Here is a 14,855-nt window from a genome sequence, read left to right on the forward strand (position 1 = left end):
CCATGCCGAAGCACGCAGCCAAGGCGCCACCGTCCAACGATCTCTACGAGATGGATTTCTACGCCTGGACCCAGGAGCAGGTGCGGATCATCCGTAGCGGCCACGTCGCCGACGCCGATATCGTGAATCTGGCCGAGGAGATCGACAGCGTGGGGCGGACGCAAAAGGTCAAGATTGCCAGTAATCTCAATATCGTGCTGATCCACCTTCTGAAATGGATCTACCAGCCATCGGCGCGCAGCCTGGGGTGGCGCGGGTCCATAGATGAGCATCGGGATCGCGTGCGTCGCATTGTGGAAGCGAGCCCTAGCCTGGTGGAATTTCCCGAAAGTGTTCTAGATGTGGAATACAGGCGTGCGCGTATCAAAGCGGCACTACAGACGGGCCTTCCACGCGCTGCCTTCCCCCAGGAATGTCCTTTTTCCCTTAACGAGATTCTAGACGAGGCTTTTCCCTCAGACCTTTGGGATGAGCTTCCCGGAGCCAGAATATGATCCGCGCCACTGCTATCGTCCGCCGCCCCGCCGTCAAGGAAGACCGGGTGGTGGATTTCGTCACCCTCGATCATCAGGCGCGGCATCGCCGCCGGTTCGTGATGACCGGGGAGGGCGGCACGCAATTCCTGCTCGATCTGGAAAAGGCCACGGTGCTCGATCACGGCGACGCCCTGAAGCTTGAGGACGGGCGGCTGGTGCGGGTGGAAGCCGCGCCGGAAAAGCTGATCGAAGTGCGCACCACCAGCCCACTGCGCCTGCTCAAAGCGGCCTGGCATCTGGGCAACCGCCATGTGCCGGCGGAGATCACCGAAGAGGCGATCTATTTCGGCGAGGACCATGTGCTGCTGGAAATGGTGCGCGGCCTCGGCGCCATCGCCACTCCGGTGGTGCGCCCGTTCCGCCCGGAAAAGGGCGCCTACGAGGCGGCTGAGGCGCATGGTGGGCATGGGTCGCACGGGCACGGCTCGCACGGGCACGGGTCGCATGATCATGGGTCGCATGATCATCATGACCATGGTTCGCACGCCCACGCCCACGGCCACGCCGATGCGCATGTGCACGGCCCCGATTGCGGGCACGATCATGCGCATGAGGCTCATTCCCACGCTGAAGCCCATTCCGAAGCCCACGCCCATTCCCATGGGGACGAGCACAAGCACAAGCATGCTCACGGCGCCGACTGCGGCTGCGGCCATCACCATCATCATGGCTGACGCGTCAGGTGCGTCATCTGTCGTGACGCCGGGCGGAGGTTCGCCACCCTCACCGCTCGCACCCTCCCCCCTTGAGGGGGAGGGCAGGGTGGGGGGTATCTCTCCACTTGGTTCGGTCGCGGGTGTTCCAGGCGGTGACATACCCCCCACCCCGACCCTCCCCCTCGAGAGGGGAGGGGGTGAGGCTGGCAAGGCGGCGGGTGCGGCACAGACGCCACCCACCAGCCTGCTGCCACTCTTTGCGTGGCTGTCGCCGTCTTTTCCTGTGGGGGGGTATGCCTATTCCCATGCCCTGGAATGGGCGGTGGAGGCGGGAGATGTCAGGGATGAGGACAGCCTGCGTGACTGGCTGGGGGATATTCTGGTCCATGGCTTCGCCCGCAGCGATGCCATCCTGCTGTGCCACGCCTATGACGCCGCCGCCGCCGGGAACGACGCGGTGCTGGGCGATGTGAACGCGCTTGCCGTGGCCCTGGCGCCCTCCGGCGAATTGCGGCTGGAAACCTGCCAGCAGGGGCGCAGCTTTCTCGATGCGGTGATGGCGTCCTGGCCCCACCCGACGCTCGACGCGCTGGCGCCGGCCCTGAAAGGCGAGGTGGCCTATCCCGCCGCCATGGGGCTGGCGGCGGCCGCCCACGGCCTACCGAAGCCGGTGGTGATCGAAGCCTTCCTGCTGGCGCTGATTCAGACCCTGGTGTCCGCCTGCATCCGCCTCGCGCCGGTCGGGCAGACCGCCGGCACGCGGGTTCTCTCCGCGCTGGCGCCGCGCGTGAGCGCGCTGGCCCTGGAAGTCCCGACCCTTACTCTGGACGATGTCGGCAGCGCCACCTTCCGCGCCGATCTCGGCTCGTTCCGACACGAAACCCAATACACAAGGCTGTTCCGGTCATGAGTGCATCGAACAACGGACCCCTGCGGGTCGGCATCGGCGGCCCGGTCGGCTCCGGCAAGACGGCGCTCATGGAGGCGCTGTGCAAGGCATTCCGCACCCGCTACGACATTTGCGCCATCACCAACGACATCTTCACCAAGGAAGACGCGCGCATTCTGACAGTCGCGGGCGCCCTGGAGCCCGAGCGCATTCTCGGCGTCGAGACCGGCGGCTGTCCCCACACGGCGATCCGCGAGGATGCATCCATCAACCTGCGCGCGGTGGCAGACATGCAGGCGAAGTTCCCGAACCTCGACATCGTGCTGATCGAGTCCGGCGGCGACAATCTCGCCGCGACCTTCTCGCCCGAACTGGCCGACATCACGGTCTATGTGATCGACGTGGCAGGCGGCGAGAAGATCCCGCGCAAAGGGGGACCGGGCATCACCCGCTCCGACCTGCTGGTGGTGAACAAGACCGACCTTGCCCCGATGGTGGGCGCTGACCTCTCGGTGATGGAGGCCGACACCCAGCGCATGCGCCAGGGGGGGCCTTATGTCTTTGCCTCGATCCGCAACGGCGTGGGCGTGGATGTGGTGGTTAAGTTCATTGAGGCGGCGGGCGGATTGTCCTCGGCCGCGTAGGCCGGGCGGATTGCGTAACGACAAGGCAAGCGGTACCCACCTTCCCGCGTAACGGCATGCGGGGAGGTCGAGGTGGCGCAGGCGATATCAGCGGTTGAGCAGCGCGCCTACGCCAAGGCCCTGCGGCGCCTCATTCCCCTGATGATGACGCTGTATCTCGTCAGCTTTCTCGACCGGGTGAATGTCGGCTTCGCCGCCCTTACCATGAATGCCGACCTGGGCTTCACCCCGGAAGTCTACGGCTGGGGCGCCGGCATCTTCTTCCTGGGCTATTTCCTATTCGAGGTGCCGAGCAATCTCGCACTCGAAAAGGTGGGCGCGCGGATCTGGATCTGCCGGATCATGGTGACCTGGGGACTGATTTCAGCGGCAACCGCCTTCGTCTCCGGGGGCGAACAGCTTCTTTATCCTGCGCTTCCTGCTGGGTGCGGCGGAGGCCGGCTTCCTGCCGGGCATGATCCTGTATCTCGGCTATTGGTTTCCGCTCGCCGTGCGGGCGCATTATGTCGCGCTGTTCATGGCGGCGGTGCCGATTGCCAGCGCGGTGGGGGGCGCCGCTCTCGGCCTTCATTCTGGATGCCACGCACGACGCCTTCGGGCTGGCCGGCTGGCGCTGGCTTTTCATTTTGGAGGGGCTGCCAGCCTGCGTACTGGGGATCGTGGTTCTGGTGCTTCTGCCTGATAGTCCCGCCTCCGCGCCATGGCTGGATGCGCAGGAGAAGCAGGCGATCCAGGCCCGTCTGGCCGCTGACCAGGCCGAGCATGCCGCCGTCGCCCGGCACGCGCTCTGGCCGGCTCTGACCGATGCGCGGGTGATCGTGCTCGGCCTCGTCTATCTCGGCCTGGTCATCGGTCTCTACGGGGTCGGGCTGTGGCTGCCGCAGATCATGCAGGGCATGGGGTACGCCACCCAGCAGATCGGCTTCATCCTGATCATCCCATACGGCCTCAGCGCGGTGGCGATGCTGGCGTGGGGGCGGCATAGCGATCGCTCGGGCGAGCGCATTTTTCATGTGGCCGGGGCGGCGCTGGTGGGGGCGATCGGGCTGATCGCCAGCGTCCACGCCGGCAACCATCTGCTGGCGCTGGCGGCGATAACGCTCGGCTCCATGGGCATCTACGCGGCGCTCGGCCCGTTCTGGACCGTGCCGCCGCTGTTCCTGCGCGGCACGGCTGCGGCGGCCGGCATCGCCCTGATCAATTCCATCGGCAATCTGGGCGGCTTCTTCGGGCCCTATCTGGTGGGCTGGATCAAGCAGACCAGCGGGCGCTTCGAGGCCGGGTTCGAGGCATTGGCGGCGGCGCTGCTGGCCGCCGCCATCCTGACGATCGCGCTTGGCCGCATGCTGGCGGCCCGCCGCGCTTCCGCGAAGCGCGGCGCCGAGGGCTGAGACAGCCTGCCGCTCAGTGGTAGCCTTCGCCCTCGCGGACCTTGCCCCGGAAGATCCAGTAGACGAACACCACATAACCCAGCACGACCGGCAGCAGGAAGATCACCCCGAACAGCATGAAAATCTGGCTGGGCGGCGCGGCGGCGGTCTGCCAGAGCGTGAGCGAGGGCGGCACCAGATAGGGGAAGGTGGAAATCCCCAGCCCCAGGAAGCCCAGCACGAACAGTGCGATGCAGCCGAGGAACGGCCACACCTCCGAGGTTCCCTTCAACCCCTTCCAGACGAACCAGGCGATGGCGGCCGTGATCACGGGAATGGGCGCGAGGTAGAAAATATTCGGCACCGTGAACCAACGCTGTGCAATGCGGTCGAACGCGAACGGCGTCCACAGGCTGACGATGCCCATGGCGACGATGACCACCGGCAGAAGGAGGGTGGCCGTGCGCCGGGCCTGCGCGGCGACTGCCCCGTCGGTTTTCATGATGAGCCAGGTGCTGCCGAGCAGGGCATAGCCCACCACCACGCCGATGCCGCACATGAAGGCGAACGGCGTCGCCCAGTCGAACGAGCCGCCGGCGAACTGGCCGTTCTTGACGTTGATGCCCTGGATCAGCCCGCCGAGCACCACGCCCTGGGCGAAGGCGGCGATGGTGGAGCCGGCGGAAAAGGAGATGTTCCACCCCATGCGTCTGCCCGCCAGCCAGCGGAACTCAAACGCGATGCCCCGGAACACCAAAGCGAGAAGCATGATGATGATCGGCAGATAGAGCGCCGGCATCACCACCGCGTAGGCCTTGGGAAAAGCCACCCACAAGCCGCCGCCGCCGAGCACCAGCCACGTCTCGTTGCCGTCCCAGAAGGGCGCGACGGTGTTCATCATCTGGTCGCGATGACGCTCCTGCTTGGCGAATGGGAACAGGATGCCGATGCCGAGATCGAACCCGTCCATGATGACATACATAATCACCGCGACCGCTATGATGAGCGACCAGATGACCGGCAGATACCATTCCATGGTGCGGCCTCCTCACTCTGCGATGGCGTCGCGACCGGCGTCTTGCGCGGCGGCGATGGGACTGCTGGGACGATCTTGGCGCGGTGGGTCGAGGGCGGAGCCGGACGGCCCCTTAACGATCAGCCGGTTGATGAAGTAGATGCCGGCCGAGAATACGAAGCCGTACACCAGCACGAACAGGATCAAGGTCGTGAACACCGCCGCGCCGCTGACCGGCGAAATGGCGTCCGCTGTGCGCAGGATATTGTAGGCGACCCAGGGCTGGCGGCCCTGCTCGGTGACGACCCAGCCGGCGAGAATGGCCATGAAGCCGAGCGGCCAGGCACAAGAAGCCGGCCAGAGATACCAGCGGGTCTCATAGGCCTTGCGCTTGAACAGCAGCCACGCGCCGACCCAGCCGAAGAGGATCATCAGCACGCCGATGCCCACCATGATCCGGAAGCCGAAGAACGGGCCGATCAGCGGCGGGCGATCTTCCGGCGCGAACTGGAGCAGGCCGGGGAAGGTGCCGTCGAAGGAATGGGTGATCAGCAACGAGGCCAGATTGGGGATCGAGACCTCGTAGTAATTCTTCTCCGCCTTCGCGTCCGGCCAGGCGAACAGGACCAGGGGCGCGGGCTTGGTGCCGTCCCAATGGGCCTCGATCGCGGCGATCTTGGCAGGCTGGTATTTGGCGGTGTTCAGCCCGTGGGCATCGCCCACATAGGCTTGGATCGGCGCGACGATAGCGAGCATGCCGATCGCCATCTGCATCATGACACGCGATTCCTCGTGGAACCGCCCGGCCAGCAGATAGCGCGCACCCACCGCCAGCACCACGAGGGAGGTGGTGAGATAGGCCGCCAGCAGCATGTGCGGCAGGCGATGCAGGAAGCTCGGATTGAAGATGATCTCCAGCCAGTCCAGCGGATAGGCGAGGCCGTCGCGCATCTCATAGCCGGTGGGGGTCTGCATCCAGCTGTTGGCGGACAAGATCCAGAACGCCGACATGGCGGTTCCCGCCGCGACCATCACGCAGGACAGGACGTGGAGCCAGGTGGGCACGCGGTTCCAGCCGAACAGCATGATGCCGAGGAAGGTCGCCTCCAGGAAGAAGGCGGTGAGCACCTCGAAGCCGATGAGCGGGCCGATCACGCTGCCGACCACTTCGGAGAAGCGCGACCAGTTGGTGCCGAATTGGTAGGACAGCACGATGCCGGACACCACGCCCATGGCGAAGCTGACGGCGAATATCTTGGTCCAGTAGCGGGCGAGGCGGTGGAACACCTCTCGTCCGGTCTTCAGCCAGAGCAGTTCGAGCGTGGCGATGAACGCCGAGAGCCCGATGGTGAAGCTCGGGAAGATGATGTGGAATGAAACCGTGAACGCGAACTGGATACGCGCCAGCAGCACCGGATCGAAATCCATTGCTCCTCCCCATCGGCAGCAGGGGCGGCCTGTGGGGTCGCCCTTCAATCACCGCCCGTCGGTGAGGCAACCTTAGCGAAGTTCCAGTCTGATCTCTATGGGGAACGCGGCTGATATCAGGTCATCCGCTACGTCATCATGCCGCCCGGCCAAAGGTCGCGCGACAGCTTGGCAGGAAGCATCGCGATGTTCGGCCCGCGCGCGGTCTCAAACGTGCGAGTTGCGCCGCTCGGGCCGTGCGATGAAGGCCGCCTCGTGGTCCTCGTCCTTGCGGTTAAGGATGTCTTCCAGGGCCTTGGCGATGGCGCGGCTGGTGTAGGGCTTGGGCACACGCGGCGCGTCACTGAACCGGCCCGGAACCGGCATGGCGCCCGAAAAGCCGCTGCAGAAGATGAAGGGGATGCCGCGCTCCAAGAGGATTTGGGCGGCGGGGTAGACATATTCGCCGCGCAGATTCACATCGAGAATGGCAACGTCCACGTCCACTGTCTCGGCCATTCGAACCGCTTCTGAGAGGGTGGCGACGGGGCCGAGGATGTCATGGCCCAGTGATTTCAGATTGTCTTCAAGTCCGAGAGCCACGAGAAGCTCATCTTCGACGATCAGAACACGCTTTCCTGAAATGCCCATATCAATGCGCCCTCTTCCCCCGGTCCTGGCGCATTAACGAATGATAATCGTCTTCGGTTCCCGCCTTAGTCTAATGTCCATGGCGGGAACCGAAGGGGCACGCGTGCGCTCAGTCCTTGGCGCGTTCCACGTAGGAGGCATCTTCGGTCATGATGACGACGCGGGTGCCCGCCGAGACGTGCGGGGGAACCATGGTGCGCACGCCGTTGGAGAGCATCGCGGGTTTATAGGACGACGAGGCGGTCTGCCCCTTAACTGTCGGCTCGGTGTCGACGATCTCAAGGGTCACGCGCTGCGGCAACTGGATGGCGATTGCCACTTCGTTGTGGAGCGAAATGATGCAGGCCATGCCTTCCTGGAGATAGACCTTGAGGTCGCCCATCACGTCCGCGGAGACGGTGATCTGGTCATAGGTCTCCGGATTCATGAAGGTGAAGCCGTCGCTGTCCTGGTAAAGGTAGGTATGCGTGCGATCCTCGACATAAGCGCGTTCCACCTGCTCGGTGGTGCGATAACGTTCGGAGATCTTCACCCCGTCCGAAATTCGGCGCATGTCCATCTGCGTGACGGGCGTGCCCTTGCCGGGGTGGATGTTCTCCGCGCTGAGAATGACGTAGAGCTTGTCGTCGATATCGACCACGTTGCCTTTGCGCAGAGAGCTTGCGATTACCTTGACCACGTCGCGTCTTCCTCGAAATATTGGCGGCGTGCGGCCACCTTCTGTCGGCGCGCAACATAGCGATCTTCGCGCCTTTCGCCAGTGTTTCGGCGTTATTTTGCGCGCCGGGGCTCCATTGGCCCCGTTTCTGGGATGTCCCAGATGACCACGACGCCCACAGCGAGCGATTGGTGGGATGCCGGCAGGCATGCGGACCGCCGGCCGTTTCTGTTGGCGCGCGGGCGTGTGGTTGCGGCTCTGCGGGGCTATTTCGCGGACGAGAATTTCATCGAGGTGGAAACCCCGGTGCTTCAGCGTTCGCCAGGGAATGAGGCGCATCTGCATGCCTTCGCGACCCAATGGCATGCGCCGCAGGGCGGCGCTGTTCCCTATTATCTCCGGACATCGCCGGAGTTCGCCGCCAAGAAGCTGCTGGCGGCGGGGGAAAAGCGGATTTTCGAACTGGCGCGGGTGTTCCGCGACCGGGAGCGGGGCATCGCGCACCATCCCGAATTCACAATGCTCGAATGGTACCGCGCCGCGGCGCCTTACGAGGCGCTGATGGCGGATTGCACCCGCCTGCTGGGCCTTGCCGCTGATGCCGGCGGAACCACCACCTTCAGCTATCGCGGCATGTCGTGCGACCCCTTCTCGGCGCCCGAAAGGCTGACGCTGGCGCAGGCGTTCGGCCGGTTTGCCGGGCTTGATCTCCTGCGCTTCCTTGCAGCGCCGGGGGAGGAGCCTGAACCCGGCCCGTTCGCTGAAGCGGTGGTGGCAAAGGGCATCCGTGTCGCGCCCGATGACACCTGGGCCGATGTGTTCAGCCGGGTTCTGGTGGAGCGCATCGAGCCGCATCTGGGGCAGGGGCGCGCGACGATCCTGTGCGAATACCCCACCAGCGAGGCGGCGCTGGCCCGTCCCAAGCCGGGGGACCCGCGTGTCGCGGAACGTTTCGAGCTTTATGCCTGTGGGCTGGAACTGGCGAACGCCTTTGGCGAACTCATAGACCCGGTAGAGCAGCGCCGCCGGTTCGAGGTGGAGATGGCGGAGAAGGCGCGGCTATATGGCGAACGCTACCCGATCGACGAAGGGTTCCTGGCCGCGCTCGCCCATATGCCCCCCGCAAGCGGCTGCGCCCTGGGGCTCGACCGCCTCGTGCTGCTGGCGTCCGGCGCTCGGCGCATTGAGGATGTGCTCTGGGCGCCGGTGGAATAGCCGAGCCTACTCGCCGGGCGGTGTGAAGCCCCGCGTGATGCCGCTGATCTGAATCTGGCCGAACTTCACAGATTCCGGCACCGCGCCGCCATTGTTGGCGACATCTCGCTCCACCGATTGGCGCATTTTGCCGCGAAGACCGGCGAGTTGGGCAAACTTGCCGTGGTTGAGGTCGTCCCCTTCGGACTTCAGATCCGTGAGATCGACCACCACGGCACCGAGTGCCACCAGTTCCTTGTCGCTGGAGAAATTGCCGAGCCGCTGCTTCCCGCCTGCGATGAAGTCGGAGATGCCGAGCGCCTTGTCATCGCGCGAGACGATGACGACGAACGGCTTCGCCGGCGTTCCGAACCGCTTGAGCTGCGACTTGAACACATCCACGTCGATATCCGGGGCCGCCAGGATGATATTGCCAACCCGTTGGGGCGGAATGCCGGTGCCGGCGATCTTCATCTGGCGCAAGGCTTCCACCGTCACCCAATTGCCCATGGAGTGGGCCATGACCGTGATCTTCTCCGCATTGCTCTGGGCGACGAGCGTCAGCGTGCGCTCGAGGCTGTCGCGCGCGGCGGTCGCACTGTTGTTGTCATAGACATAATCCTCAGTCTTGCCGCGCGAGGCCCAGGTAAACAGGACCGGCACTGCGGTCGCGTCGGCGTCGTGCGCCATCTGGGTGAGGCGGAACAAGGCTTCGGAGAATTGCGTGTTGTAGCCGTGGACGAACACGAACACGTTCTTCTCGCCCCGTGGCCGCTTGGCGAGTTCGCTGTTGATGTCCTGGACGAATTGCGCGTCGGTGTCGCGATAGAAGGCTTCGTGGACCACCATATCGGTCTTGGGATTGCCGGGCGCCTGGCTCGGCCATTCGATGCCGCCCGCCTTGTGGGTCGGCGGCACGGTGATGGAGACGGCGGCAAAGTCCAGCTTGTCCGCCCGTTCGCCGTTGAACAGCGTGCCGGGCCTTGCATCACGGGCGCGGGTGGTCGCGACAAGGATGGTGTGGGGCGTGGCACCGGGTGCCTCGCTGAGCGTCGGGGTCAGCACATCCGGCCCCGGACGTGAGGCACACCCGCTGATCGTGCCGCCGAAAGCGAGCATAGCCACTATGAGGAGGCACGCGCGGCCGCGTGAACCGATCGTCCCGGTCATGAGCGACGATCGGGCATTTTCGCCGGAGCATCGTGGCCCCCGCTCTCATTCAACGCACGCAACACTGCCCCCGGCACAATCCCCGACAGCGCGGAACATATCAGCGAAATTTCGCCTTCGGGAGATGGTGTTTTTTGATGGAATGCCATGGTTTTGGCCAGACGAAGAGAGGGCGAGGGGGCAGGGGGTTTTCCTGTTGTCGGTAAATTTAGACAAATTGCGTTGCCATGACATGAACATGACGCTTCGCCGGGGCATAATGCGAATCATGCAGAGCGTGTCCGAACTCGACCCTCCTCGCCGTATCCAATACGCGGCCTTGCCCTATCGCCAACGGCAGGATGGGGAGGTGCAGATTCGGCTGATCACATCGCGCGAAACCCGGCGCTGGGTGATCCCCAAGGGATGGCCGATGAAGGGCCTGCCGCCGCACAAGGCGGCCGAGCGCGAGGCGTTCGAGGAGGCGGGCCTGCTGGGCAGCATTTCGCCCACCTCGATCGGGCTCTACACCTATGAGAAGAGGCTCTCCGTGAAGCGCAGCGTGACCTGCGACGTGATGGTCTTTCCGATGAAGGTGAAACGCTATCTGAAGAAGTGGCCTGAGCGCACCCAGCGCATCGGCTTCTGGTTCACCATCGAGGGCGCCGCCGCCGCGGTTCAGGAAGAGGAGTTGCGGGACCTTATCCTGCGCTTCGGAGTGACGATGGCCGTGCGCTTTGCCGCCAAGGGCGAGAAGACAGCTATGACTGAAGATGCGCGCCCCGCTGACAAGCCGGCTGCCAAGGACAGAAAAGCGCCTTCCAAGGACATCGCGGCCAAGGCGCCTTCGGCTAAAGCGAAGAAGGACGATGCTGGCCTGCGCGCCGCCAAGTCGAAGGTGTCGGCCGCGACATCTGATGCCGCTGAAAGCGTCGCTGCGGCCCACCTGGTGAAGAAGGCGTCGGCCAAGAAGGCCGAGACAAAGGCGGCGACCAAGAAGGCGGCTGCGCCCGAGAAGGCTCCCCCGGCTAAGAAAGCCGCAGCCGGCAAAGCAGCCAAGCCGGCGGAGGGGGGTGCGCTCGCTGCGGACCCGAAGAGTAAAGCTGCGCCGGTGCCTACCAAGAAGTCGGGAGCGTCCAAGAAGGCGGCAAGCCAGAAGAAGCCCGCCAAAGCGAAAAAGTCCGCCAAGGCCGAACTGTCGGCCGGCGGCGATTTGGCCATGCCCCGGACCACGCACTAACCGGCAAAGGCCCGAGGGCCTTATTTGTCGGAGGTCAGCGCCACTTGGGGGCGCGGTGTGTCCATGGGCGCGTTAAGAGACATCTGCGGCGCAGGAGAAACCGGTTGGGACGCCGTTGGCGCGGCCGGGGCGTTTGCGGTGACGGCGGGGTTGGGGGGGCTGGCCTGCGGCGCGGCCGCCGTGCCGGCGGGGGCACCGAAATCCTTGTTCAGCGTGCTCATGAGGCTCATCATCTTGCCAAGCACGAGTTCCAGGCGGGCGGCATCTGTCGAGCACATATCCATCGCGGCGGTCGGGCTGGAGGTCGCGGCATAGCGGATGGCGCTGAGGTTCTTTTGATAATCGCGGGTGGCTTCCTGCCAGATCTGGTCGGTGTTCAATTCCCCGCTGAACTTTTCCTCGATCTGCCGCATGCGCTGTTTGAAGGATTCCATCCGGTTTTGCGGAATTCCTTCGACGCGCGTGCCCTTCAGGGCCTCACCGCACGCCAGGATGCGGGAATATTGGAAATAGACCTTCTGGATAGAGGATGCCTGCCCGGCGCGGATCGCGGCCTTTTCGGCAAGTTCAAGGGCAGGGAGGTTCCGCACCTGCCAGTCATCCCTGAGGCTGGTGTAGATTTCCTCCGCCAGTGGCACCTCGTCGGCGGCTTTCACGAACGCCATGTAATCGAACGTCAGCGCCGAACTGGCGGCATCTGTGGCCGCCTTCGCAATGACCGGCTGCGAGAGGCTCGCGGGGACAAAGCAATCGATGCGCTCCCGCGTCGGGTATTTCACCACCCAGGCGAATGATTTCTGCCGTTCTTCACGGAACGTCCGACCCATGGCCGCCAACGCATCGTAATATTTATAGAGGTTGAGGCACGCGCCCTTCATCTCCAGCGGCGTGAGGGGTTGCTGAAGCTGCATGGTCAATTTGCCGAGGGCGGAGGAATATCCCGAAAATTCCAGGCACTTAGCGATTTTCTCATTTGTGACGTGACTGACGTCGATCTCCGCCACGTATTTCTTGCCGCCGAAATCGGCGCCGAGAAATTTGGAGGTGATGACCTGCAAGAGCACAATGCGGCTCTGGCTCGTCAGGGCGCGCTGGCGCTCGACCGGACCCATGCCGTTTTCGGCCGCGAAAGAGGCAAGCGCGATGAAATAGCCGGGGTCAATTGCGGAGTCCGAAAGGTATTCCCAATTCTTCGGCAGCGGGACAATGCCGCGCCGGGCGCGGTTGTCCACGTCGAAGTAATTGGAAAGACGAATAAAATCCGAGTTGTTGAAGAAGGTGACATCACCCTTCGGCGGGCGGCCCACACTGGATGTGTTGATGAATGGCCCGACCATGCCGTCGCGGCGGCAGACAAGCTCCACCGCTATATTGCCGTCCTGGACTTTGGATAGCGGGATAGAAATGCGGTCTTCCGAGGCGTAGCCAAGGGTGCACGCGATAAGCGTGAACAGGAGGCTTGCCCATATGCGCATCCACTAACACCCCTCAGGGGTACTACTATAATACCAATGTTACCAAAGTCTTTATTTCTCCGCAATGTAAAATATTTGGCCAACATCATTGTGACACTAATTTGATCGCGAAACTGCCTGAAGCACTTTAAATACGCTTTAAGGTAGAGGTGGCGGTCGGAATTTCATCGCTGATGTGCATGTTGGCCTTGCATCCCACCGGCTAGAAAACATGAATTCCTAAGCGGGAGCATTGCTGTGCCACCTGTCGCGCGTTATGCGGGCTGAGTTGGAAACAAGCGGGCGGGCGATGCAACTCCACCTGGGCAGCACTGTTGTGGCGGAGCCGGCCATTCTTTCCGCCGATGTGAATGGCGAACTGGTCCTCATGGATGCGGTATCCGGCAAGTATTTCTCATTCGAAGGTGTGGGCGCTGATATCTGGCGTGCCCTCAATGCGCCCATGAGCGTGGACGCCCTCTGCGCGAAGCTGACGTTGGAATATGACGCGCCCTCCGAGCAGATCAGGCAAGCAACTCTCAAGTTCCTTGAGGATATTGCCGGTCGCGGCCTGATCAAGGTGGTGTGATGCGCGCGCGGCTTCAGGCAGCGGAGGTTTTCCTGGCCCTTGCCGTGGCGTGGCTGTTGGTGTTCGTGCTGCCGTTCCGCCTGCTGTCCCGGCGGCTCGGAACGGCTCCGCCGACGGCGGAACATGCCAAGGCGCCACCGCCACGCAATCTCGAAGCGGCGCGCGCACTCTCGCGGCGCATTGTACGCTTGGCTCCGCGGTTTCCCGGCAAGACCACCTGCCTGGTCCGCGCGGCCGCCGGCTGGCTGCTGCTGGCGCGGCGCGGGGTGCCCTGCGTGGTGCGGTTCGGGGTGCGAAAGAGCGACGGGGTCTTGGAAGCCCATGCCTGGCTTCTGGTGGGAGATCACGAGGTTCTCGGCGGCGAAGGCGCGCAGGGCTTCGTGCCGATCGCTGATCTTGGCGGCGCGCGCCGCGCGGTGCCTTTGCCATGGCGCTGATGAGCTATCGCGTATCCGGCCTGACACTCAGGTCCGCGCGGCCCCTACCATATCTGACAGCCCTGCCGGATCGCGCGGGGGTGCCTGACGTGCTCATCGACTTCGCGCCGCTTCCTCCGCTTTCCCAGGTGCGAACCGTGGGGCTGTTCCGCCTCCACGCGGGCGATGTCGTGGATCTTGTGGTGTCGGATGCGCTGGCGATCCGCATCTCACAGGGCGGCAGGATGACCGTCGATGCCGGCGAGGGCGTTCCCTCCGGCGATTTGCAGACCTTCCTGTTCGGTCCGGCCTTCGCCGTCCTGCTCCACCAGCGCGGCCAGCCGCCGCTGCATGCCGGGGCGGTGCGGATCGGCGATGGAGTGATTGCCGTGGCGGGGCACAGCGGCGCGGGCAAGTCGACACTGGTGCGCGCCTTGATGCGCCGGCACCACCTGTTGTTCAGCGACGACCAGATGGTGGTCGAGGCGGCGACCGGCCTTGCCCACGCGGGCATGCCGGCAATGAAGCTGTGGGGCAAATCGGCAGCCCTGTTCGGGCAGGCGACCGAGGGGGCGCCGCGGGTGCGGGCCGACCTCGACAAATATCATTTCGACGCCGCCGCATCCTTTGCCGGGCAGAGCGCACCCTTGAGGCTGATCTGCGTGCTCTGCGCCGACCCTTTGCTCACGCATCCCAACGCGGTGCGGCTGGCAGCGGCGGAAGCGGTCGCCACCCTCGGCCAGTTTTCGCATTACGGTTTTGTCGCGGATGCGATGGGCGGGCGGCCCGCCATCTTCCGCTGGGCGGCCATGCTTGCCGGGCGAACGCCGGTCTATCTTGTGCGTCGGCCAGATGATCTTGCGCGCCTGGATGATCTCGCCGATCTCGTGCTTGACCTTGCGGCGCGGCACGGCGCGATGGCGAGCGAGATGCAGGACTTATGATCCGCGCCCCGCGAACAGGCGTTTGCCGCGCCCGAAGCCGTAA

General features: G+C 64.2%; 15 protein-coding genes and 1 pseudogene. 10 read left to right on the top strand and 6 right to left on the bottom strand.

Translation table 11 applies throughout. The annotated features are described in order from the left end of the window. The first annotated feature begins 2 nt into the window (after positions 1 to 2). The 5 genes and pseudogenes from ADADO0_RS14010 (at position 3) to ADADO0_RS14030 (ending at position 4,116) form a co-directional block, all read left to right on the top strand. Positions 3 to 494 carry a DUF29 domain-containing protein gene (locus tag ADADO0_RS14010; protein ID WP_511305762.1) on the top strand — a complete coding sequence of 164 codons (492 nt, stop codon included), beginning with the start codon at positions 3 to 5 and terminating at the stop codon, positions 492 to 494. Beyond that, positions 491 to 1,210 carry an urease accessory protein UreE gene (gene ureE, locus ADADO0_RS14015; RefSeq protein WP_511305763.1) on the top strand — a complete coding sequence of 240 codons (720 nt, stop codon included), beginning with the start codon at positions 491 to 493 and terminating at the stop codon, positions 1,208 to 1,210. Before ADADO0_RS14010 ends, ureE begins: the two co-directional genes overlap by 4 nt. 304 nt (positions 1,211 to 1,514) lie before the next feature. Beyond that, entirely contained in the window at positions 1,515 to 2,102 is a 588-nt protein-coding gene (locus tag ADADO0_RS14020; protein WP_511305764.1) for an urease accessory protein UreF, read from the top strand. Continuing rightward, the gene (gene ureG / locus ADADO0_RS14025) at positions 2,099 to 2,725 is read left to right on the top strand and encodes an urease accessory protein UreG (protein WP_511305765.1); all 627 of its coding nucleotides are present in this window, start codon (positions 2,099 to 2,101) and stop codon (positions 2,723 to 2,725) included. The genes ADADO0_RS14020 and ureG overlap by 4 nt, the downstream gene beginning before the upstream one ends. Before the next feature lie 141 nt (positions 2,726 to 2,866). Then, positions 2,867 to 4,116, top strand: a pseudogene (locus tag ADADO0_RS14030) (MFS transporter). A 13-nt stretch (positions 4,117 to 4,129) separates the two neighbouring features. Here ADADO0_RS14030 and cydB read toward each other — a convergent pair. From cydB to efp, 4 genes are all read right to left on the bottom strand, one after another. Next, complete coding sequence (cydB, locus tag ADADO0_RS14035) at positions 4,130 to 5,131, bottom strand: cytochrome d ubiquinol oxidase subunit II (protein ID WP_511305766.1); 1,002 nt, start codon at positions 5,129 to 5,131, stop codon at positions 4,130 to 4,132. A 12-nt stretch (positions 5,132 to 5,143) separates the two neighbouring features. Continuing rightward, positions 5,144 to 6,538, bottom strand: coding sequence for a cytochrome ubiquinol oxidase subunit I (locus ADADO0_RS14040; protein ID WP_511305767.1), 1,395 nt, complete (start codon positions 6,536 to 6,538; stop codon positions 5,144 to 5,146). 207 nt (positions 6,539 to 6,745) lie between these two features. Then, positions 6,746 to 7,168 carry a response regulator gene (locus ADADO0_RS14045; protein ID WP_511305768.1) on the bottom strand — a complete coding sequence of 141 codons (423 nt, stop codon included), beginning with the start codon at positions 7,166 to 7,168 and terminating at the stop codon, positions 6,746 to 6,748. A 109-nt stretch (positions 7,169 to 7,277) separates the two neighbouring features. Then, on the bottom strand, positions 7,278 to 7,847 hold the full coding sequence (gene efp, locus ADADO0_RS14050; protein ID WP_511305769.1) for an elongation factor P: 570 nt from the start codon (positions 7,845 to 7,847) through the stop codon (positions 7,278 to 7,280). Positions 7,848 to 7,988: 141 nt separating this feature from the next. Here efp and epmA point away from each other — a divergent pair, with 141 nt between their 5' ends. Beyond that, the gene (epmA, locus tag ADADO0_RS14055; protein ID WP_511305770.1) at positions 7,989 to 9,041 is read left to right on the top strand and encodes an EF-P lysine aminoacylase EpmA; all 1,053 of its coding nucleotides are present in this window, start codon (positions 7,989 to 7,991) and stop codon (positions 9,039 to 9,041) included. A gap of 6 nt (positions 9,042 to 9,047) precedes the next feature. Here epmA and ADADO0_RS14060 read toward each other — a convergent pair whose 3' ends face one another. Further along, complete coding sequence (locus ADADO0_RS14060) at positions 9,048 to 10,190, bottom strand: alpha/beta hydrolase (protein ID WP_511305772.1); 1,143 nt, start codon at positions 10,188 to 10,190, stop codon at positions 9,048 to 9,050. Here ADADO0_RS14060 and ADADO0_RS14065 point away from each other — a divergent pair. Further along, positions 10,189 to 11,409, top strand: a complete 1,221-nt coding sequence (locus ADADO0_RS14065) for an NUDIX hydrolase (protein WP_511305773.1) — start codon at positions 10,189 to 10,191, stop codon at positions 11,407 to 11,409. The two genes, ADADO0_RS14060 and ADADO0_RS14065, sit on opposite strands and share 2 nt — an antisense overlap. Before the next feature lie 20 nt (positions 11,410 to 11,429). On the opposite strand, the gene ADADO0_RS14070 is transcribed toward ADADO0_RS14065, so the two are convergent. Continuing rightward, positions 11,430 to 12,884, bottom strand: a complete 1,455-nt coding sequence (locus tag ADADO0_RS14070) for a hypothetical protein (RefSeq protein ID WP_511305774.1) — start codon at positions 12,882 to 12,884, stop codon at positions 11,430 to 11,432. 289 nt (positions 12,885 to 13,173) lie between these two features. Between ADADO0_RS14070 and ADADO0_RS14075 the strand changes: the two genes are divergently transcribed. From ADADO0_RS14075 to ADADO0_RS14085, 3 genes are all read left to right on the top strand, one after another. Continuing rightward, positions 13,174 to 13,452 carry a PqqD family protein gene (locus tag ADADO0_RS14075; protein WP_511305775.1) on the top strand — a complete coding sequence of 93 codons (279 nt, stop codon included), beginning with the start codon at positions 13,174 to 13,176 and terminating at the stop codon, positions 13,450 to 13,452. Next, positions 13,452 to 13,889: a lasso peptide biosynthesis B2 protein gene (locus tag ADADO0_RS14080; RefSeq protein WP_511305776.1), complete on the top strand. Its 438-nt coding sequence runs from the start codon at positions 13,452 to 13,454 to the stop codon at positions 13,887 to 13,889. The genes ADADO0_RS14075 and ADADO0_RS14080 overlap by 1 nt, the downstream gene beginning before the upstream one ends. 80 nt (positions 13,890 to 13,969) lie before the next feature. Next, on the top strand, positions 13,970 to 14,812 hold the full coding sequence (locus ADADO0_RS14085; protein WP_511305777.1) for a phosphoenolpyruvate carboxykinase (ATP): 843 nt from the start codon (positions 13,970 to 13,972) through the stop codon (positions 14,810 to 14,812). Positions 14,813 to 14,855 lie beyond the last annotated feature (43 nt).

It is taken from the genome of Aquabacter sp., from assembly GCF_965279295.1.
Classification (GTDB): domain Bacteria; phylum Pseudomonadota; class Alphaproteobacteria; order Rhizobiales; family Xanthobacteraceae; genus Aquabacter.